Annotated in this window: 18 protein-coding genes; 11 read left to right on the plus strand and 7 right to left on the minus strand. The window is 74.6% G+C overall.

The genetic code is table 11. The features are described 5' to 3' along the window. Positions 1-22: 22 nt before the first annotated feature. A complete protein-coding gene (tsaD, locus tag KOV94_RS03850) occupies positions 23-1,075 on the plus strand; it encodes a tRNA (adenosine(37)-N6)-threonylcarbamoyltransferase complex transferase subunit TsaD (RefSeq protein WP_124341256.1) in 1,053 nt (350 codons plus the stop codon). A gap of 42 nt (positions 1,076-1,117) precedes the next feature. Here the strand turns inward: tsaD and KOV94_RS03855 are convergent, their stop codons facing one another. Beyond that, positions 1,118-1,621, minus strand: coding sequence for a hypothetical protein (locus tag KOV94_RS03855; RefSeq protein WP_218051273.1), 504 nt, complete (start codon positions 1,619-1,621; stop codon positions 1,118-1,120). Continuing rightward, the gene (locus KOV94_RS03860) at positions 1,618-2,007 is read right to left on the minus strand and encodes a PadR family transcriptional regulator (RefSeq protein WP_200829605.1); all 390 of its coding nucleotides are present in this window, start codon (positions 2,005-2,007) and stop codon (positions 1,618-1,620) included. Before KOV94_RS03860 ends, KOV94_RS03855 begins: the two co-directional genes overlap by 4 nt. A gap of 129 nt (positions 2,008-2,136) precedes the next feature. On the opposite strand from KOV94_RS03860, the gene KOV94_RS03865 reads away from it, so the two are divergent. Then, entirely contained in the window at positions 2,137-4,794 is a 2,658-nt protein-coding gene (locus KOV94_RS03865) for a PKD domain-containing protein (protein ID WP_218051274.1), read from the plus strand. A 120-nt stretch (positions 4,795-4,914) separates the two neighbouring features. Here the strand turns inward: KOV94_RS03865 and KOV94_RS03870 are convergent, their stop codons facing one another. After that, the gene (locus KOV94_RS03870) at positions 4,915-6,063 is read right to left on the minus strand and encodes a glutamate--cysteine ligase (protein WP_218051275.1); all 1,149 of its coding nucleotides are present in this window, start codon (positions 6,061-6,063) and stop codon (positions 4,915-4,917) included. Then, entirely contained in the window at positions 6,063-7,250 is a 1,188-nt protein-coding gene (locus KOV94_RS03875; RefSeq protein WP_218051276.1) for a class I SAM-dependent methyltransferase, read from the minus strand. The genes KOV94_RS03870 and KOV94_RS03875 overlap by 1 nt, the downstream gene beginning before the upstream one ends. 264 nt (positions 7,251-7,514) lie before the next feature. Between KOV94_RS03875 and groES the strand changes: the two genes are divergently transcribed. After that, positions 7,515-7,811 carry a co-chaperone GroES gene (gene groES / locus KOV94_RS03880; protein ID WP_124343398.1) on the plus strand — a complete coding sequence of 99 codons (297 nt, stop codon included), beginning with the start codon at positions 7,515-7,517 and terminating at the stop codon, positions 7,809-7,811. Between the two features lie 97 nt (positions 7,812-7,908). Here the strand turns inward: groES and KOV94_RS03885 are convergent, their stop codons facing one another. Further along, positions 7,909-8,205, minus strand: a complete 297-nt coding sequence (locus KOV94_RS03885; protein WP_124343837.1) for a WhiB family transcriptional regulator — start codon at positions 8,203-8,205, stop codon at positions 7,909-7,911. A gap of 261 nt (positions 8,206-8,466) precedes the next feature. Here KOV94_RS03885 and KOV94_RS03890 point away from each other — a divergent pair, with 261 nt between their 5' ends. The 3 genes from KOV94_RS03890 (at position 8,467) to guaB (ending at position 12,125) form a co-directional block, all read left to right on the plus strand. Further along, positions 8,467-9,414, plus strand: coding sequence for a MerR family transcriptional regulator (locus tag KOV94_RS03890; protein ID WP_218051277.1), 948 nt, complete (start codon positions 8,467-8,469; stop codon positions 9,412-9,414). A 499-nt stretch (positions 9,415-9,913) separates the two neighbouring features. After that, positions 9,914-10,507 (plus strand): response regulator transcription factor, encoded by a 594-nt coding sequence (locus KOV94_RS03895; protein WP_443623165.1) that lies wholly within the window; start codon positions 9,914-9,916, stop codon positions 10,505-10,507. Positions 10,508-10,607: 100 nt separating this feature from the next. Beyond that, complete coding sequence (gene guaB, locus KOV94_RS03900; RefSeq protein WP_124343834.1) at positions 10,608-12,125, plus strand: IMP dehydrogenase; 1,518 nt, start codon at positions 10,608-10,610, stop codon at positions 12,123-12,125. Positions 12,126-12,238: 113 nt separating this feature from the next. Here guaB and KOV94_RS03905 read toward each other — a convergent pair whose 3' ends face one another. Together KOV94_RS03905 and KOV94_RS03910 are read right to left on the minus strand one after the other, a co-directional pair. After that, the gene (locus KOV94_RS03905) at positions 12,239-12,958 is read right to left on the minus strand and encodes an exonuclease domain-containing protein (protein ID WP_124343833.1); all 720 of its coding nucleotides are present in this window, start codon (positions 12,956-12,958) and stop codon (positions 12,239-12,241) included. 140 nt (positions 12,959-13,098) lie between these two features. Then, positions 13,099-13,320 carry a hypothetical protein gene (locus tag KOV94_RS03910; protein ID WP_162352697.1) on the minus strand — a complete coding sequence of 74 codons (222 nt, stop codon included), beginning with the start codon at positions 13,318-13,320 and terminating at the stop codon, positions 13,099-13,101. 54 nt (positions 13,321-13,374) lie between these two features. Here KOV94_RS03910 and KOV94_RS03915 point away from each other — a divergent pair, with 54 nt between their 5' ends. The 5 genes from KOV94_RS03915 (at position 13,375) to KOV94_RS03935 (ending at position 18,472) form a co-directional block, all read left to right on the plus strand. Beyond that, positions 13,375-14,499, plus strand: a complete 1,125-nt coding sequence (locus KOV94_RS03915; RefSeq protein ID WP_124343832.1) for a GuaB3 family IMP dehydrogenase-related protein — start codon at positions 13,375-13,377, stop codon at positions 14,497-14,499. A 281-nt stretch (positions 14,500-14,780) separates the two neighbouring features. Next, positions 14,781-15,542: a DeoR/GlpR family DNA-binding transcription regulator gene (locus KOV94_RS03920; RefSeq protein WP_124343831.1), complete on the plus strand. Its 762-nt coding sequence runs from the start codon at positions 14,781-14,783 to the stop codon at positions 15,540-15,542. Further along, the gene (pfkB, locus tag KOV94_RS03925) at positions 15,539-16,486 is read left to right on the plus strand and encodes a 1-phosphofructokinase (protein WP_124343830.1); all 948 of its coding nucleotides are present in this window, start codon (positions 15,539-15,541) and stop codon (positions 16,484-16,486) included. Before KOV94_RS03920 ends, pfkB begins: the two co-directional genes overlap by 4 nt. A gap of 1 nt (position 16,487) precedes the next feature. After that, entirely contained in the window at positions 16,488-16,943 is a 456-nt protein-coding gene (locus KOV94_RS03930; RefSeq protein WP_124343829.1) for a PTS sugar transporter subunit IIA, read from the plus strand. Then, positions 16,940-18,472, plus strand: coding sequence for a PTS fructose transporter subunit IIC (locus KOV94_RS03935; RefSeq protein ID WP_218051279.1), 1,533 nt, complete (start codon positions 16,940-16,942; stop codon positions 18,470-18,472). Before KOV94_RS03930 ends, KOV94_RS03935 begins: the two co-directional genes overlap by 4 nt. The last annotated feature ends 53 nt before the right edge of the window (positions 18,473-18,525 follow it).

Below are 18,525 nucleotides of genomic sequence, written 5' to 3' on the forward strand. Positions count from 1 at the left end.
CCGCCCACCTATCCTGGGGCACATGTCTGCGACCGGCGCCCAGCCCCTCGTCCTCGGGATCGAGACGTCCTGCGACGAGACCGGCGTCGCCCTCGTCCGCGGCCACGACCTGCTGGTGGACGCGGTCGCGAGCTCGGTCGACGAGCACGCGCGGTTCGGCGGGATCATCCCCGAGATCGCGTCGCGCGCCCACCTCGACGCGATGGTGCCGACGATCGAGCGCGCTCTCGCGACCGCCGACGTGTCGCTCGGCGAGGTCGACGCGATCGCCGTCACCGCGGGCCCCGGCCTCGTCGGGCCGCTCACCGTCGGCGCCTCCGCCGCGAAGGCGCTCGCGCTCGCGCTCGACAAGCCGCTGTACGGCGTGAACCACGTCATCGGGCACGCGGTGGTCGACGAGCTCGTCGACGGCCCGTTCCCGGAGCGCGTCATGGCGCTCGTCGTGTCGGGCGGCCACTCGTCCCTGCTGCTGATCGACGACACGGTCAACGTCACCGAGCTCGGCTCGACGCTCGACGACGCCGCCGGCGAGGCGTTCGACAAGGTCGGCCGCCTCCTCGGCCTGCCGTACCCGGGCGGCCCGCACATCGACCGCCTCGCGCGGGAGGGCGACCCGCACGCGATCCGCTTCCCGCGCGGGCTGACCGCGCCCAAGGACCAGGCGAAGCACGCGACCGACTTCTCGTTCTCCGGGCTGAAGACGGCCGTGGCCCGCTGGGTCGAGGCACGGCAGGACGCGGGGGAGGAGATCCCGCTGCCCGACGTCGCCGCGTCGTTCGCGGAGGCCGTCGCGGACGTGCTCACCGCCAAGACGATCGCCGCGTGCCGCGTGCACGGCGTCTCGACGCTCGTCGTCGGGGGTGGCTTCTCCGCGAACTCGCAGCTGCGCGACATGGCCGCGAAGCGCTGCGCCGAGGCAGGGATCGACCTGCGCATCCCCCCGATCCGCTACTGCACGGACAACGGCGCGATGATCGCGGCGCTCGGCTCGGCCGTCGTGCGCCGCGGCCTGCCGCCGTCGTCGCTGGACCTGCCGGTCGACTCGTCGATGCCGCTCACGCAGGTCCTGGTCTGACGGCGACCCGCTCAAGCGGGTCGTGGTCGGACGCCGGCACGCTCAGGCGGGTGACCACGCGCGCCACGCGCGCGACCCGAGCACGAACGTCACGGCGAACACGCCCGCGCCCAGCACCAGCCACTGCCACGACACCGAGGTCTCCACGCCCAGCGCGTCGGCCGTCGCGGTGTACTCGGTCGTCGCGCCGAGCGTCGTCCGGGTGAGCGTGCCGCCACCGAGGTCGAGCAGCGTGTCGAGCGTGCCGAGCGCGTACGCGAAGCCGAGGTAGACCAGGGCGCCCACGGCGAGCCCGGCCCACACCCCGCCCGTCGCCCAGCGCGGGGTGCGCCGACCGAGCTCGGCGAGGTAGCCCTCGGCGAGCACACGCGGGTGGCCCAGTCCGGCGACGGCCGCGCGCATGCCGATCTCCTCGGCGGTGGCCGTGACCTCGCGGCGGACGTCGCGGACCAGCGCGCGGTCCTGAGGGTGGTCCTGGACGGCCCAGGAGAAGCGCGTGAGGTAGGCCTCGCGGACCAGGCGGTCGCGGAGCGAGAGGGTGGTCATCGGGTCCTCCGGGAAGGGTCGTCGGTGGGCGCCGGTGCGGCGCCGGGGTCGGTCGGGGTGCCGGCGTCGAGCACGCGTGCGACGGTGCCGGCGAGGCGCTGCCAGGACCGCTGCGCGCGCGCGAGCTCGGCGGTGCCGGCCTCGGTCGGCACGTAGTACTTGCGCGCCGGGCCGGCCGACGACGCGACGAGCCGCGACGACACGCGCCCCTCGCGCTCGAGCCGGTTGAGCACGGGGTAGAGCGTCCCGGCGGCCAGGTCGGTGAGGCCGGCGTCCTGGAGGCGCGTGACGAGCTCGTAGCCGTACGACTCGCCGCGGCCGAGCGTCGCCAGCACGAGCATCGGCAGCACGCCCTTGAGGAGCTGGGGGTCCCGGTCGTCGTCCACGGGTCGAGGCTATGCCCGCTAGTTGGCAATGACAAGTAGCGGGCATGGACATCACCCGCGCGACCCGTTTCTGGGTGATTGACACGGTTTGTCCGGACCGATCCACTGGACACGAGCCCAGGAGTCGCCATGCCCCCGCACGACCGCCCCCGCCCCGGACCGCGCCACACCCGCCCGGACCGCCCGCACCCGCCCGCCCACGCGCTCCCGGTCGCCCACCGCGAGGCCCGGCGCCGTCGGCGCGCCGCGGTCGTGCTCCTCCTCGTCGCGGGCCTCGTCGGCGGGGGTCTCGCGGCCGCACCCGCGGGCGCGGCCGAGCCCGCGCCCTTCACGTTCGTCGTGCTGCCCGACACGCAGAACTACGTGAGCACGTCCGCGAACCAGGCGACGATGGGCGTCCAGACCCGGTGGATCGCCGACCACGCCGACGAGCTCGACGTCGCGTTCGTGTCGCAGGTCGGCGACCTGGTCGGCGTCGACACCGCCGACGTGCAGTGGCAGCGGGCGTCGCAGCACATGGCCGTGCTCGACACGGCGGGTGTGCCGAACGCCGTGCTGCCCGGCAACCACGACATGAACCTCACGACCGGCGAGGCGCCGCTCTACCGGCAGTACTTCCCGCCGAGCCGGTACGCGGACGCGTCCTGGAACGGCGCGACGGCGTCGTACGGCGGGTACCTCGGGCAGGGGCTGTTCGGGCCCGACCCCGTCGACCGGCAGAACATGGACTCGTTCGCGCTGTTCACCGCCGGCGGCATGGACTTCCTGCTGCTCAGCCTCGAGATGAATGCGCCCGACTCCGCGCTCGACTGGGGCCGCCGGGTCCTCGCCGCCTACCCCGAGCGGCGCGCGATCGTCGCGACGCACTCCTACGTCGACACCGCGGGCGGGCTCACGACGCAGGTCGCGCGCGCCGACGGCGGCAACAGCGGCCGGGCGATCTGGGAGGAGCTCGTCCGGCCGTCGTGCTCGGTTTTCCTCGTCGTCTCGGGCCACTTCAGCGAGGGCGACCTCGGCGAGGCGCGCCGCACCGACACCAACGCGTGCGGGCAGCCCGTGCACGCGGTGCTCACCGACTACCAGGACCGTGCCAACGGCGGCGACGGCTGGCTGCGCTACTACACGTTCGACCCCGCGGCCGACGAGATCCGCGCGACGACGTACTCGCCGACGCTGGACCGCTACGAGACCGACGCCGACAGCCAGTTCGCGCTGCCCTACGCGATGACGGGCACGCCGACCGACCCGCCTCCCGGCCCGCTCGCCGCCGACGCGTTCGGGCGGGCCCTGACGGGCGGCTGGGGGAGCGCCGACGTGGGCGGCCCGTGGTCGGTCGGCGGCGGGACCGCGCGGTTCGCCGTCGGCGGCGGTACCGGCCAGCAGTCGCCGCTCCCGGGCGGCACCGTCACCGCGACGCTCGGCGGCGTGTCGTCGACCGCGACCGACGTGACGGCGACCGTCGCGCTCGACCGCATCCCGAGCAACGCGCTCTACGCCACGGTGTCGGGCCGGGTCGTCGGGTCGGGCGACTACGGCGCGCGCGTCAAGGTCCTCGCGGGCGGTGCGGTCCAGCTGCACGCCGAGCGCTCGGGCACGGTCCTCACAGGCGGCACGCTGCCGGGCGTCACGCTCACCGCGGGCGAGCGGCTGCGGGTCCGCACGCAGGTCGAGGGCACGTCGCCGACGGTCGTGCGGGTGCGTGCGTGGGAGGACGGGCAGGCGGAGCCGACGGCGTGGCAGTTCACCGCGACCGACGCGACCGCCGCGCTGCAGGGCGCCGGGGGCGTCCGGCTCATGACGTACGTGAGCTCCACGACGACCGGCGGCGCGCTCACGGCCCGGTGGGACGACCTCCTCGTCATGCCGATCGGCGCGGCGCCGCCGCCCCCACCGCCGAACCAGCCGCCCACGGCGTCGTTCACGGCGATGACCGCCGGCCCCACCGCGTCCGTCGACTCGGCCGGGTCGACCGACGCCGACGGCACGATCGTGTCCCGCACCTGGTCGTTCGGCGACGGTGGCACGGCGACCGGCACGACCGCGTCGCGCACGTACGCCGCGGCGGGCACGTACACCGTCACGCTGACGGTGACGGACGACGACGGCGCGACCGCGTCGACGACGCGCGCGGTCACCGTCAGCGCGCCGCCGCCGCCGTCGACGACGCTCGCGGCCGACGCGTTCGCGCGCACCGTGACCGGTGGCTGGGGGAGCGCCGACACGGGCGGCGCGTGGACGGTCGCGGGCGGGTCGGCGCGGTTCTCCGTCGGCGCCGGGACGGGCGTGACGCAGGTCCCCGCGGGTGCCACGCTGACCGCGACGCTGGGCTCCGCGGCGGTCGCGGCGACCGCGACGGACGTGCACGCGACCGTCGCGCTCGACACCGTCCCGGACGGGCCACTCTACGCGACGGTCTCCGGGCGGGTGGTCGGGTCCGCGGACTACGGCGCCCGGGTGAAGGTGCTCGCGACCGGCGCGGTGCAGCTGCACACCGAGCGGTCCGGCACGGTCCTCACGGGCAACACGCTGCCGGGTGTGGTGCTCACGCCGGGTGCTCGCCTGCACGTGCGCGTGCAGGTCCAGGGCACCGCGCCGACGACGGTGCGCACGCGGGCCTGGCTCGACGGCACACCCGAGCCGACGACGTGGCAGTACACGACGACCGACGCGACGGCGGGGCTCCAGACGGCCGGGGGCGTGCGCCTGATGGCGTACCTCAGCTCGTCGACGACGAACGGCCCGACGACGGTCCGCTGGGACGACCTCGTCGCGACCCGCCTGCCCTGACGTCCGCCTGCGTCACGGTGACGGCGCCCGACGCCTGGCCGGGCGTCAGAGGACCGCGACCCGGGGCCGGGTACCGCACGGACCCGCGACCCGGTCCTCGGGCCCGGGTCGCGACCCGGGCTACAGGGGGCGGCCAGCCTCGAGCTCGGCGACGAGCGAGCGGACGACCGCGTCGAGCTCGCCCGCGTTCCGGCGCGCGACGGCCCGCTGCCGCTGGTACGACGCGCCACGGCGCAGGATGACGCGCACGTGCTCGAGCTCCTCGCTGCACCCGAGCCGCTCCGCGACGGGCGCGAGCTCGACGAGCCAGCGGCCCACGGCGTCGGTGACGAGCTCCTCGTCGCCCGCGGCGTTCGTGATGATGATCGCGTCCATGCCGTAGCGGGCGGACCGCCACTTGTTCTCCTGCGCGAACCACGGCGGCAGCGCGGGGAGCGCCTCGCCGCGGTCGAGCATCGACGAGAAGTGCTCGACGAAGCAGTGCGTGAGGGCCGAGATCGCGGTGACCTCGAGCAGGTTGGTCGCACCGTCGGCCACGCGCATCTCGAGCGTCCCGAACCGCGGCGACGGCCGGACGTCCCACCGGACCTCGTCGAACTGGTCGATGACGCCCGTGTGCATCATGTCGCCGACGTACTGCTCGAGCTGCTCCCACCGCTCGAAGCCGAACGGCAGCCCGGCGGTCGGCAGCTGCTGGAACAGCAGTGCGCGGTTGGACGCGTACCCGGTGTCCTTGCCGCCCCAGAACGGTGACGACGCGGACAGCGACTGCAGGTGCGGGAACACCGTGAGCATCGCGCGGGACAGCGGCAGCACCTTGTCGCGGTCCTCGATCCCGACGTGCACGTGCACGCCGTAGATGAGCATCTGCCGGCCCCACCACTGCGTGCGGTCGATGAGCGTCGCGTACCGCTGCTTGTCGGTGACCTTCTGCTGCGCCCAGTTCGCGAACGGGTGCGTGCCGCCGCCCATGAGCTGGATGCGCAGCGGTTCGGCGGCCGCGGCGACCTCGTCGAGCGCGCGGCGCAGGTCGGCACCGGCCTCGCCGACGGTCCGGCACACGCCGGACGCGACCTCGACGGTGTTGAGCAGCAGCTCCTGCTTGATGTGCGGGTGCTCCGAGCCGTCGGTCGGCCGCACGGTGTCGAAGATGGCCTGGGCGGCCTGCCGCAGGTCGCCCGAGTCGGCGTCGACGAGCGCGACCTCCCACTCGAGCCCGACGCTCGACCGCGCGGACCGCGCGAACGGCAGCGTGACGGGCGCGGCCATCAGACGCGCTCCACGACGAGCACCTGCTGGTGCCCGGCGACCCGGGTCAGGACGACGGTGGCCTCGGCGTCGCCGCGCAGGTCGAGCTGCTTGCGCAGCTGCTCGGGCACGACGGCCGTGCCGCGCTTCTTGATGGTCAGCCGCCCCACGCCGCGCTCGCGCAGGTACGTGCGCAGCCGCTTGAGGCCGAACGGCAGGGTGTCGAGCACGCGGTACGCGGTGGCGACGGGTTCGTCGTGCAGCTCGTCGGACGTCACGTAGGCGATCGTGGGGTCGACGAGCGTCCCGCGCACCCGGTGGGCGACGTCCCCGACCAGCCCGGCGCGGATGACGGCGCCGTCGGGCTCGTAGAGGTACGCGCCCACGGGTCCGGCGGAGGCGTGCGCGGGGCCGTCGGGACCGGTCGCCAGGGTGTGCGCCGTCGTCCCCGCCAGCACGAGCGCCGACCGCCCCGGGCCCTCGGGTGCGAGGGGGCCGAACCAGAGCCCGACCTCGACGACGTCGCCGTCGACGGACACCCACTGCGCGTGCGCGTCGGGCGGGAGCGCCGAGTGCGGGACCCCCGGGCCGAGCTTGAGCCCGAGCGCGGGGACGCGGTCGCGCAGCGCGAGGACGGCGTCGAGCGGCGGCGCGTACGCGGCGGGGTCGAACACGCGGCTGCCCGACGACGTGCGCCGCGCGGGGTCGGCGTACACGCCGTCGACGCCCTCGGCGACGAGGTCGAGCGTGAGCCCGTCGGCGTGCCGCACCTCGGTGTCGGGGAAGTGCCGCAGGTTGACGGTGGCGATCGCGGCGGTGGCCTCGTCGACGTCGGTCGCGAGCACGGCGAGCCCCATGCCGGCGAACGCCATCGCGTCGGCGCCGATCCCGCACGTGAGGTCGGCGACCCGCGTGCTGCCGGCGTCGCGGTAGCGCCGGGCGTGGTGCGCCGCGACCGTGAGCCGCGTGGCCTGCTCAAGACCCGCGGCGGTGAAGAGCATGCCGTTGGCGAAGTCGCCGAGCTTCGCGCGGGCCCGCGCGCGCAGCCGGGACTGCGTGAGCGCGGCGGCGACGAGGGCGGGGTCGAGCCCCTCGGCGTGCAGGCGCGCGGACAGCGCCATGGTCCGCTGCTCGTCGTACGGCGGGAGCGCCGAGAGCAGGGCCCATCCCTGGGGGCTGAGCAGCGCGCTGAGGCCGGCGGCGTCCATGCGGGCGATCCTTGCACGGCCCGACGGGCCGCACGACGGGCGGGGCCACCCGGTGGCTCGTGAAGCGCGCGCCCGCGCGACACCCGCGCCACGCCCGGTCGTTGGCACTCGCCTTGACCGAGTGCTAACGCGTTCCTAGAGTGAGGAGCTGGCACTCTCCCTGTGGGTGTGCCAGCTGCGCACCTGGTCACGGCACCCGCGACGACGTGAGTCGGTGCGCTCGGACAGCTCGAACACGACTCACATGCGAAGGGGAGGTCCGCTGTGTCGGTCTCCATCAAGCCCCTCGAGGACCGGATCGTCGTCAAGACGCTCGACGCGGAGACGACGACGGCCTCGGGTCTCGTCATCCCGGACAGCGCCAAGGAGAAGCCCCAGGAGGGCGAGGTCCTGGCCGTGGGTCCGGGCCGTGTCGACGACAACGGCAACCGGATCCCGCTCGACGTGGCCGTCGGCGACAAGGTGATCTACTCGAAGTACGGCGGCACCGAGGTCAAGTACGCCGGCGAGGAGTACCTCATCCTCTCGGCCCGCGACATCCTCGCGGTCGTCGTCAAGTGATCTGACGGTGCCCGGCGTCCGTCGCTGACGGCGCCGGGCACCACGAAGGCCCCCGACCTGCTGGTCGGGGGCCTTCGTCGTCTCGTGGGTCTGCGGGTCAGACGACCGCGCGACGACCGCTGCGCTGCGCCAGGATCGCGGCCCGCTCGTCCTCCGAGAGGCCGCCCCACACGCCGTAGGGCTCGCGCACCGCGAGCGACTGCTCACGGCACTCCTTGAGCACCGGGCACGTCGCGCAGATGGCCTTGGCGGCCTCCGCGCGGCGCCGGCGCGCCGACCCACGCTCGCCCTCGGGGTGGAAGAAGAGGTCCTGGTCGGCGTCGCGGCAGGCGCCTTCGAACTGCCACTCCCACAGGTCCATCACCGGTCCGGGCAACCGCGAGATCTCCGCCATGCGTCCTCCTCAGTCATTCCGAGTCGGCGGGCCGTGGGCTCCAGCGCGCTCGGTAGCTCGGTTGTCAGGCACCCCGCACGGTGGTGCGGGTGGTGCTGTGGGCTGAACGCTACAACCGCGCCAGAAGTTGTTCAAGACTGCTTCGCACGATCGTGTGATGACGCGCTTCTGAGCGGACGCCCAGGTCGGCTGGCGCGGTCCGGCCCGCGCGTCGTCGCCGTCACCGCACGGCGACCCCAGCAGCACTGGCACAATCGCGTCATGCCCGCCGACGAGGACGTGTCGACGCCCACGGCCACGGCGCCCGACGCGGGAGCGCCCGCGCTCGCCGTCGCGGCCGTCGCGCGCCGGCTCGGCGTCGCGCCGGCGACGCTGCGCACGTGGGACCGGCGCTACGGGCTCGGACCGTCGGAGCACTCCGCGGGTGCGCACCGGCGCTACAGCGGGACCGACGTCGAGCGGCTGCTCGTCATGCGACGCCTCACGCTCGAGGGCGTCGCCCCCGGCGAGGCCGCACGCCTCGCGCTCGCGACCGACGTGTCCGCCGAGCACGGCCACCGCGCACGGCCCGTCGCCCCGCACCCCGACGCGAGCCCCACCGCAGTCGTCGACGCGGCGCTCGCGGACGACGCCGACCGCTGCGCCCGGCTGCTCGCCCTCGCCCCCGGCACGCCCGGAGCCGTCGCGCGGTGGTGGACCGACCTCGTCGAGCCGGCCCTCACGCAGCTCGCCCGCCGGACCGTCGTCGACCGGCCCGGGGTCGACGCCGCGCTCACCGTCCGCGCCGCCGCGTCCGCCGCGCTGCGCGACGCGACCGTCGACCCGCCCGCCGCGGGCAGCCCGGTCGTCCTGGTCCTCGTGCCGCCCGGGGAGGAGCGGCCGCTCGTCGCGCACGCGCTGGCCGGCGCGCTCGTCGAGAGCGGGGTCGACGGCCGGCTCGTCGGCGGTCCCGTGACCCCGCACCACGCGTCGGAGCTCGTGGCGATGACGCGTGCGCGCGCCGTGGTCACCGTCGGGCGCCGCACCGAGCCCGAGCTCGAGGTCGTGGTCCGGCTCGCGCAGGACCGCCCCGACCTGCCGCAGTTCGTCATGCTGCCCGACGGTGCGCAGCGCCTCGTGCCCGTCGAGCGGCACGTGCACCGCGCGCGCACCTTCACGGGCCTGCTGCACGAGGTGCTCGCGGTCGCCGCACCCGCCGACCGCCCCTGACGGCACGTGCGCCGTCCTCGGCGCCGCGGCACCGTCGTGGTCTCGGCACCGCGGCACCGTCGTGGTCTCGGCACCGCGGGCCCGGTGCATCGCGGCAGGGCCCCAGGGCGGCCTGGAGGGGCACAGCGGCCCTCACCCGGCCGGGCGAGGGCCCGTCGACCCGCCGGGTGTCCCCCGTCCGGCCCAGTGGACATTCCCCGCCAGGAGCCCCCGCGGCGGGAGGAACCAGGGCAGGGGGAGGCGCAGGAGTGCCCCGGCGGGCTAACGTCTGCGTGCGCGCCGACCGATATCCGTGCTGAATCAACCGTTCGGATGACGGACAGGTCGGCAGGGGCCGCGCCGCCCGTCGGAGCAGACGGGCGTACGAGACGGTCTTGGGCAAACAGGAGGAACGATGGCGGGAGTCGTGGTCTGTCACGGCTCAGCGGTGATCCGCGAGCGCCTGGTGGTGACCTCCATCGGTGTGCCCGCTCTCACCCCGGTGCGAGCGGCAGCATCGGTGGACGAGCTGATCACGCTGGCACGCAGGGTCCCGCCGACGGTCGTCCTGCTGGACGCGCACCTGCCGGCGCCCGGCGCCACCGAGGCGATCCGACGGCTGCGTGCCGTCTCGCCGTCGGCGGCGGTCGTGCTGCTGGCCAACCCCGACGACTCGGTCGCGCTGGACCGGGCGCTGCAGCTCGGTGCGCGCGGCTTCCTCGCGCCCGACGTGGGCCGCGCGGAGCTGTCGGCGGTGGCGGCGCACGTGCTCGCGAGCGCGGTGCTGCCGGTGCAGGGTCCGCGGGCGACGGTCGAGGTGCCGACGCCGATGGGCGGGTCGGGTCTGGACGGGACGCGCCCGGCGGCGGGCACGGTCGACGGCCACGACGGCGCCCCCGCGTCGTCGGAGCCCGGGCCGGCGCCGCTGACGAAGCGTGAGGTCGAGGTGCTGGTCGGCATGAGCAACGGCCGGTCGAACGCGCAGATCGGCGCCGAGCTGTTCCTCTCCGAGGACACGGTGAAGACGCACGCGCGCCGGCTGTTCCGCAAGCTCGGGGCGAAGGACCGTGCGCAGGCGGTCGCGATCGGTCTGCGCCGGGGGCTCATCCGCTGACGACCGGCCGCGGTCCCGACGTCCCTGCGGGCGTCGGGCCGGCGTCCGGGAGGCGGACCGGGGGGCCGGGGCTGCCCGTCGCGGGACGTATCCTGGGGCGATGACGGGCACCCCCTCGCAGGCCGACCCCTTCGCGCGGATCGGGCTCACGTACGACGACGTCCTGCTCCTCCCGGGGGAGACGGACGTGATCCCGAGCGAGGTCGACACGACCTCCCGGCTCACGCGCGAGATCTCGGTGCGCGTCCCGCTGCTGTCGGCGGCGATGGACACGGTCACCGAGTCGCGCATGGCGATCGCGATGGCCCGGCAGGGCGGCATCGGGATCCTGCACCGCAACCTGTCGATCGAGGACCAGGCGCACCAGGTCGACCGCGTCAAGCGCTCCGAGTCCGGCATGGTGACCGACCCCGTGACGGTCTCGCCCGACGCGACGCTCGCCGAGCTCGACCGCCTGTGCGGCACCTACCGCGTCTCCGGCCTGCCGGTCGTCGACGCGCAGGACCGCCTCCTCGGCATCATCACGAACCGCGACCTGCGGTTCGTCCCGGCCGCCGACTTCGAGCACCGCCGCGTGCACGAGGTCATGACGCCCATGCCGCTCGTCACCGCACCCGTGGGGATCGCGCGCGACGACGCGGCCGCGCTGCTCGCGAAGCACAAGATCGAGAAGCTGCCCCTCGTCGACGACGCCGGCGTGCTGCGCGGGCTCATCACCGTCAAGGACTTCGTGAAGTCCGAGCAGTACCCCGACGCGACGAAGGACGGCGAGGGCCGCCTCGTCGTCGGTGCGGCGATCGGGTTCTTCGGCGACGCGTGGGAGCGGGCGACCGCCCTGGTGGACGCCGGCGTCGACGTGCTCGTCGTCGACACCGCGAACGGCCACGCGCGGCTGATGCTCGACATGGTGCGCCGCCTCAAGTCCGACCCGTCGACGCGCGCCGTCCAGGTCATCGGCGGCAACGTCGCGACGACCGCGGGTGCGACCGCGCTCGTCGAGGCCGGCGTGGACGCCGTGAAGGTCGGGGTCGGCCCCGGCTCGATCTGCACGACGCGCGTCGTCGCGGGCGTCGGCGTCCCGCAGGTCACGGCCATCTACGACGCCGCGCAGGCGTGCAAGCCCGCGGGCGTGCCGGTCATCGGCGACGGGGGCCTGCAGTACTCGGGCGACATCGCGAAGGCGCTCGTCGCCGGCGCCGACACCGTGATGCTGGGCTCGCTGCTCGCGGGCTGCGACGAGTCGCCCGGTGAGCTCGTGTTCGTCAACGGCAAGCAGTTCAAGCACTACCGCGGCATGGGGTCGCTCGGGGCGATGGCGTCCCGCGGCCGCGTCTCGTACTCGAAGGACCGGTACTTCCAGGCCGACGTCACGACCGACGAGAAGATCGTCCCCGAGGGCATCGAGGGCCAGGTGCCCTACCGCGGCCCGCTCGCGGCCGTCGCGCACCAGCTCATCGGCGGGCTGCACCAGTCGATGTTCTACGTCGGCGCGCACACGATCCCGGAGCTGCAGTCCAAGGGCCAGTTCGTGCGGATCACCGCGGCCGGGCTCAAGGAGTCCCACCCGCACGACATCCAGATGACGGTCGAGGCGCCGAACTACAGCTCGCACCGCTGACGTCCGACGACGCCCGGGTCCCGCACGTGGGGCCCGGGCGTCGTCGTGCGCGGCAGAGGCGCCAGGCGGCCGCGGCGGGCCGTGGGGCGGCGGCGGAGGCGGGTGTCCGCGGGCTACCAGAGGGTGCCGACGGGCTCGCGCGCGGGCCAGGTGGGCTCCGCGCCCGGGCCGTCGAGGCCCTTCTCGGTGCGCCACGCGTTGAAGCTCTCCGCCCACGCCCGGTGCGCGGTCACCTGGTACTCGTGCAGCGTGTCGAGGTCCAGGTCGGCGAGGTGCGGGAAGCGTCCGACGATCCGCTCGAGCACGTCGAGCGTCGCGACGACGTCCACGTCGGCGTTGTGCAGCTCGCCCGACTCGACGACCTCGTAGACGCCGCACAGGTCGACGAGCTTGCGCTTGCCCTCACGCTCGCGGTCCTCGGCGCGGTCGAGCACGAGCGGGTCGATGACGGGCCGGGCAGCGCCGAGCAGCCGGTCGGGGAGGGTCGGCAGCCGGTAGCGCCGCAGCTCGGCGTCGAGCAGGCACAGGTCGAACGCGGCGTTGTAGGCGACGACGGGGACGCCCGCGCGGAACGCCTCGGCGAGCTCGGTGGCGATCTCGTCGAGCGCACCCTTGGGGGCGACGCCGTGCGCCTTCGCGTGCTCGGTGCTGACGCCGTGGATCGACGCCGCGGGCTCGGGGATCTCGACGCCCGGGTTCAGCAGCCAGGTGCGGACGTGCGTGCCGTCGGCGTCACGGCGGACCAGCGCGGCGGTGACGATGCGGTCGCGGTCGACGTCGAGCCCCGTGGTCTCCGTGTCGAAGCCCAGCAAGGGTCCGTCGTTCCAGCCCATCGTGCGTCCTTCGTCCGTCCGGCGTGCTCACCGCGCGGCGCACGCGCCTGGCGGTGACGGGCTCGTGGTGCCGCCCGCTTCGCCAGGATCGCACCGACCACCGACAGCACCGCGCACCGACACGATCGCGGCGCCCGCAGTCAGTCCTCGGCGAGGTAGCCGGTCGACGGGTCGACGTCGTGCAGGAAGCCGCGCGCCGCGGCCTCGAGGCGGTCCGCGGGAATCGGCGAGCCGTCGTTCGACCCGATCGTGAACCCGTACCCGGTGTGCGGGCCCGTGATCCACGTGAGGTCGTACGTGCCCGGAGCCCGCTCGCTGACGTCGAACCGGTGCCCGTCCACGTCGAGGTGCCACGTCCGCATGCGTCCATGCTGCCGCGGACAGGGAGCGGGTGGCGGCGCCGGTAACCTGGTCCGGTGAGCAACGAGATCGAGATCGGGCGCGGGAAGCGCGGGCGGCGGGCCTTCTCCTTCGACGACGTGGCGGTCGTCCCGTCGCGGCGGACGCGGGACCCGGAGGAGGTCTCGGTCGGCTGGCAGATCGACGCCTACCACTTCGACCTGCCGGTGCTCGCGGCGCCGATGGACTCGGTCATGAGCCCGGCGACCGCGGTCGCGCTGGGGCAGGCCGGCGGTCTGGGCGTGCTGGACCTCGAGGGTCTGTGGACGCGGTACGAGGACCCGTCGCCGCTGCTCGCGGAGATCGCGACGCTCGACGTGGCCCGCGCGACGGCCCGCATGCAGGAGATCTACTCCGCGCCGATCCAGCCGGAGCTCGTGAGCCAGCGGCTCAAGGAGGTCCGGGCGGCGGGCGTGACGGTCGCGGGCGCGCTGTCGCCGCAGCGCACGCAGGAGCTCTGGCGGACCGTGGTCGACGCGGGCGTCGACCTGTTCGTCATCCGCGGCACGACGGTGTCGGCCGAGCACGTGTCGGGCCGCGCGGAGCCGCTCAACCTCAAGCGCTTCATCTACGAGCTCGACGTCCCGGTGATCGTCGGCGGCGCGTCGACGTACACGGCGGCGCTGCACCTCATGCGCACGGGTGCGGCGGGCGTGCTCGTCGGGTTCGGCGGGGGAGCGGCGCACACGACGCGCGTGTCGCTCGGCATCCACGCGCCGATGGCGACGGCCGTCGCGGACGTCGCGGCGGCGCGGCGCGACTACCTCGACGAGTCGGGCGGCCGGTACGTGCACGTGATCGCCGACGGCGGCGTGGGGCGCTCGGGCGACCTGGTGAAGGCGGTCGCGTGCGGTGCGGACGCGGTGATGCTGGGTGCGGCGCTCGCGCGCGCGACCGAGGCGCCGGGTCGGGGCTGGCACTGGGGCCCGGAGGCGCACCACCCGCACCTGCCGCGCGGCGAGCGTGTCGAGGTCGGCACGGCCGGCTCGCTGGAGCAGATCCTGTTCGGCCCGGGGCACACCGCGGACGGCACGCTCAACCTCGTCGGTGCGCTCAAGCGTGCGATGGCGACGACCGGCTACTCGGACCTCAAGGAGTTCCAGCGCGTCGAGGTCGTGGTCTCGCCCTACCAGCCGCACTGACGTCTGCCCTGCTCGACGACGCCCGTCCCGGTCCGCCGGGGCGGGCGTCCGTCGTCTGCGGCGATGTCCGGTCGTGCCCGTTCATCAGCGCCCGGGGTCCGGATCGCCCGTGCGCGTGGTCCGACGGCCGGAATCTGGACGATCGGATGCCCGAGTCTGCCCAGGTAGAAGTCTGTTTAAGTCCGAATGGGCCCGAATCTCTTGACATGGCAGGGTGAGAAGCGGACTCTGGACGCATCAGACATCGCGATGAACGCGGTGTCCGGCACGACGGAGGCAGCGTGTACGCACCGGAGCGGCACCAGCAGATCCTGGCTCGCGCCCGCGCCGAGGGCCGGGTCGACGTCACCGCCCTCGCGGACGAGCTCGACGTCACCCCCGAGACCATCCGCCGCGACCTCACCGCGCTCGAGCGGCACGGCCTGGTGCGGCGCGTGCACGGTGGTGCGATCCCCGTGGAGCGCCTCGGCTTCGAGCCCGGCATCGCGGACCGCGAGGGCCTGCTCGCGGGGGAGAAGGAGCGCATCGCCAAGGCCGCGCTCGACGAGCTGCCTGACGGGGGCGCCGTCATCTTCGACGCCGGCACCACCACCGTCCGCCTCGCGGAGCTCCTGCCGAACGACCGCGAGCTCACCGTCGTCACGCACGCGCTGCCCGTCGCCACCGTCCTCGCGACGCGTCCGGGCATCACGCTGCACCTGGTGGGCGGCACGGTCCGCGGCCGCACGCTCGCCGCGGTCGGCACGTGGGCGGTCCGGGCGCTGGCCGACATCCACGCCGACGTCGCGTTCGTCGGCACCAACGGGCTGTCCGTCGAGCACGGGCTGACGACGCCCGACCTCGCCGAGGCCGCGGTCAAGCGCGCGCTGGTCACCAACGCGCGGCGGACCGTCGTGCTCGCGGACCACACCAAGCTCGGCCGCGTCGACTTCGCGCACGTCGTGCCGCTGTCGGCCGTCGACACGCTCGTCACCGACACCGGTGCGGAGCCTGAGCTCGTCGACGAGATCGAGACGGCCGGGACGCGGGTGGTGCGCGCATGATCCTCACACTCACCCCGAACCCGAGCCTCGACCGCGCGCTGCAGGTCGACCGGCTCGCGGTCGGCGAGGTCAACCGCGCCGACGGCGCGTGGGTGCACCCCGGCGGCAAGGGCATCAACGTCTCCCGGGTGCTCATGGCGCACGGTGTCCCGACGCTCGCCGTCCTGCCCGTCGGCGGCGCCGACGGTGCGCGCCTCGTCGAGCTGCTGGGCGAGCAGGGCGTGCCCGCGCTGCCGGTCCCGATCGCCGAGGACACCCGCACCAACCTCACGCTCGTGGAGGCGGGCGGCGCGACCACCAAGGTCAACGCGCCCGGCCCGCGGCTCACCGACGAGGAGGGCGACGCGCTGCTGCGGGCCGTCGAGCAGCAGCTGACGACGCAGCCCGCCGCGCTGGTCAGCGCGGGCTCCCTGCCGCGCGGAGCCTCGGAGTGCTTCTTCGTCCAGGTCGCAGGCCTCGCCGCCCGGCACGGCGTGCCCTTCGCGCTCGACACGTCCGGGCTCCCGCTCACGCGGGCGGTCCGGTCCGGCGGGCTCACGCTCGTCAAGCCCAACGACGACGAGCTCGCCGAGCTCGTCGGCCACGAGCTCGTGACCGTCGGCGACGTCGTCGACGCCGCGCGCGAGGTCATCGAGGCGGGCACGCGCGCCGTGCTCGTGAGCCTCGGGGCGCACGGCGCGCTGCTCGTCACCGCGCGGCACCACTGGTGGGCCGGTGGCCCGCCGCTCGTGCCGCTGTCCACGGTCGGCGCGGGCGACACGACCCTCGCCGGCTTCATCGCCGGGGACGGCGACTCCGCGGCCCGCCTGCGCCGCGCCGTCGCGTTCGGCAGGGCCGCGGTCCTGCTCCCCGGGACCGCCGTCCCCACCCCTGACCAGATCGACGTCGACACCGTCCAGGTCGTCGAGAACCCCGACCCCCGAACCGCGCTGAAGGAGCTGTGACGTGACCACCCCCCTCATCACCGCCGACCTGGTCGCCGTCGACCTCGTCGCCACGGACCGCGACGACGCGACCCGCCAGCTCATCGACCTGCTCGCCGCCGCCGGGCGCGTGACCGACGCCGACGGGTTCCACGCCGACGTGCGCGCCCGCGAGGCGCAGATGGCGACCGGCATGCCCGGAGGCATCGGCCTGCCGCACGCCCGCTCGGCGCACGTCACCGTGCCGAGCCTCGCCGTCGGCAAGGTGCCCGGCGGCGTCGACTTCGGCGCGCCCGACGGCCCCGCGACGCTCGTCTTCCTCATCGCCGCGCCCGACTCCGGCGACAGCGCGCACCTGCAGATCCTCGCCGCGCTCGCCCGGCGGCTCGTGCACGAGTCGTTCCGGACGTCGCTCAAGGACGCGCCGGACGCCGCGACCGTCGCCGAGATCGTCACCCGAGAGGTCGTGCCGGCATGAAGCTCGTCGCCGTCACCTCGTGCCCCACGGGGATCGCGCACACGTACATGGCCGCCGAGGCCCTCGAGCAGGCCGGCCGCGCCGCCGGCCACGAGGTCGCGGTCGAGACGCAGGGTGCCGCGGGCTCGATGCCGCTCGACCCGCGCGTCATCGCCGACGCGGACGGCGTGATCTACGCCGCGGACCTCGAGGTCAAGGACAAGGACCGGTTCGCCGGCAAGCCGTTCGTCGACGTCGGCGTCAAGAAGGCCGTGCACGACGCGCCGGGCGTCATCGCCGCCGCCGTCGCGGCCGTCGAGTCGGGCGTCCCCGCCCCCGCGGCCACCGGTCACGCGGCCGGCACCGGGCCGACAGGCCCGACGACCAAGGTCGACAGCAACGCCGGGGTCGGCACGCGCGTCCGGCAGTGGCTCATGACGGGCGTGTCCTACATGATCCCGTTCGTCGCCGCGGGCGGGATCCTCATCGCGCTGTCGTTCATGCTCGCGCAGCTCGCGTGGGGCGACCAGGGCGTCGTCGAGGTCACGAAGGTGCCGCTCGACGACCTCATGACGTCGTTCAACGTGGTGTCGCTGCAGGACTGGGCGGTGCTGCTGTTCCAGACCGGCGGCGTCGCGTTCGGGTTCCTCGTCCCCGTGCTGTCCGGGTTCATCGCGTACGCGATCGCCGACCGGCCCGGCCTCGTGCCCGGCTTCGTCGGCGGGTCGGTGTCCGTGCTGGTGGGCGCCGGCTTCCTCGGCGGCCTCGTCACCGGCTTCCTCGCGGGCTTCGTGGCGCTGTGGATCGCGCGCTGGAAGGTCCCCAAGGGCGTGCGCGGCGTGATGCCCGTCGTGGTGATCCCGCTCCTGTCGTCGTTCGTCGTCGGCCTGGTGATGTTCGTGATCATCGGGCGCCCGATCGCGTCGCTCATGGACGGCCTGAGCTCGTGGCTCAACGGCCTGTCCGGTTCCAACCTCGTGCTCCTCGGGCTGCTGCTCGGCGCCATGATGGGCTTCGACCTGGGCGGCCCGATCAACAAGGTCGCGTACACGTTCGCCGTGACCGGCCTGGCGACCGAGGGCCTCGACGCCGACGCCACGCAGTACAAGGTCATGGCCGCGGTGATGGCTGCGGGCATGGTCGCGCCGCTCGCCATGGCGCTCGCGACCGTCGTCCGCAAGAAGCTGTTCACGCACGCCGAGCAGGAGAACGGCAAGGCCGCCTGGCTGCTCGGGGCGTCGTTCATCTCCGAGGGCGCGATCCCGTTCGCCGCCGCCGACCCGTGGCGCGTGATCGTGTCGTCGATCGCCGGCTCGGCCGCCACGGGCGCGATCGTCATGGCGTTCGGCTGCACGCTGCGCGCCCCGCACGGCGGCATCTGGGTGCTGCCGCTCATCGGCAACCCGCTCGGCTTCATCCTCGCGATCGCGATCGGCGTGGTCGTCATGGCCGCGATCGTCGTGGCGCTCAAGAGCGTCAAGCCCAACCCGCTGGTCGAGGCCGAGCAGGCCGCCGACGAGCAGGCGGCCCTCGTGGGGCAGACGGCCTGACGCCGTCCCCCCGCACCACTCCCGCACCGGCACGAACCCCGGAGGACCAGCAC

The organism is Cellulomonas algicola (genome assembly GCF_019024305.1).
Taxonomy (GTDB): domain Bacteria; phylum Actinomycetota; class Actinomycetes; order Actinomycetales; family Cellulomonadaceae; genus Cellulomonas; species Cellulomonas algicola.

Coding starts and splice junctions, on each gene's coding strand:
- KOV94_RS03890 (WP_218051277.1), top strand. CDS start 8,467: ATGCCCGCCGACGAGGACGTGTCGACGCCCACGGCCACGGCGCCCGAC.
- KOV94_RS03935 (WP_218051279.1), top strand. CDS start 16,940: ATGAAGCTCGTCGCCGTCACCTCGTGCCCCACGGGGATCGCGCACACG.
- KOV94_RS03905 (WP_124343833.1), bottom strand. CDS start 12,958: ATGGGCTGGAACGACGGACCCTTGCTGGGCTTCGACACGGAGACCACG.
- tsaD (WP_124341256.1), top strand. CDS start 23: ATGTCTGCGACCGGCGCCCAGCCCCTCGTCCTCGGGATCGAGACGTCC.
- guaB (WP_124343834.1), top strand. CDS start 10,608: ATGACGGGCACCCCCTCGCAGGCCGACCCCTTCGCGCGGATCGGGCTC.
- KOV94_RS03885 (WP_124343837.1), bottom strand. CDS start 8,205: ATGGCGGAGATCTCGCGGTTGCCCGGACCGGTGATGGACCTGTGGGAG.
- KOV94_RS03855 (WP_218051273.1), bottom strand. CDS start 1,621: ATGACCACCCTCTCGCTCCGCGACCGCCTGGTCCGCGAGGCCTACCTC.
- pfkB (WP_124343830.1), top strand. CDS start 15,539: ATGATCCTCACACTCACCCCGAACCCGAGCCTCGACCGCGCGCTGCAG.
- KOV94_RS03870 (WP_218051275.1), bottom strand. CDS start 6,063: ATGGCCGCGCCCGTCACGCTGCCGTTCGCGCGGTCCGCGCGGTCGAGC.
- KOV94_RS03865 (WP_218051274.1), top strand. CDS start 2,137: ATGCCCCCGCACGACCGCCCCCGCCCCGGACCGCGCCACACCCGCCCG.
- KOV94_RS03875 (WP_218051276.1), bottom strand. CDS start 7,250: ATGGACGCCGCCGGCCTCAGCGCGCTGCTCAGCCCCCAGGGATGGGCC.
- KOV94_RS03910 (WP_162352697.1), bottom strand. CDS start 13,320: ATGCGGACGTGGCACCTCGACGTGGACGGGCACCGGTTCGACGTCAGC.